The sequence below is a fragment of the Streptomyces milbemycinicus genome (assembly GCF_002154605.1).
Lineage (GTDB): Bacteria > Actinomycetota > Actinomycetes > Streptomycetales > Streptomycetaceae > Streptomyces > Streptomyces milbemycinicus.
In genome coordinates this window covers 1-717 of sequence record NZ_MUNE01001073.1, presented here as the reverse complement: position 1 = coordinate 717, position 717 = coordinate 1, and the positions used below count along the sequence as shown (strand labels likewise).

Annotated in this window: 1 pseudogene; it reads left to right on the top strand. The window is 75.5% G+C overall.

Annotated features, from left to right (window positions below):
- A pseudogene (locus CCN51_RS51095) lies at window positions 1-481 on the top strand (TIGR04222 domain-containing membrane protein); the annotation flags it as partial.
- Window positions 482-717: the final 236 nt, after the last annotated feature.

Genomic DNA, 717 nt, shown 5'->3' with positions numbered 1-717 from the left:
CGACCGGCTGGTGGCCGCCGGGCTCGCGGTGCCCGCGGCGGCGCGTACGAACGTGGCGGCCGCGGTCCGTCAGGTGCGGGCGGCGGCCGGGCTGGTCCTGCTCATGGGGGCGGCGGCGCTGCTCATCGTGGAGCCGGAGGCGGGGCGGGAGAGGGCGGCGGCGTGGTTCGCGCTGCCGCTGCTGCTGACCCTCGGCTGCCTGGCGATAGCCCGCGTCGAGGCGCATCCGTACACCCGGTGGGCCTCGCCCGCCGGGCAGAAGCTGCTGGGCCGGATCGACACACCCCGGCCACGGCCCGCCCGGTTCGCCCCCGGCCGGGGCGGCGACCGCCGGGGCGGCGACGGGCGGGGCAGGGGTGTCGGCGCGTACGGCCGGGAGGGCGCCGACGCCGAGCTCCTGACCCTGCTCGCGCTGCACGGCGCCTCGGCCCTACCCGATCCCGCGCTGCGCTCGGCCTTCAAGGCGCATTGGGGTCATTGACCCCGACACCTCGGCACGGTGCTTTACATGGCCGACCGCCGCGCCAAGTATCCCTTTCGTCATGGAACAACCCACCGTCGCGGCACCGCAAGCGGAACGACAAACGGAACGCAAGCGCAACGCGACGGAAGACGAACGGAATACGAGGGGACGGCCCGTGAGAGCAGTACCGCTGTACGGCGTCCTCGGGCCGCTGTCCCTGGCCCTGGCCATGGCCGCGCTGCTCGCCGCCCCGG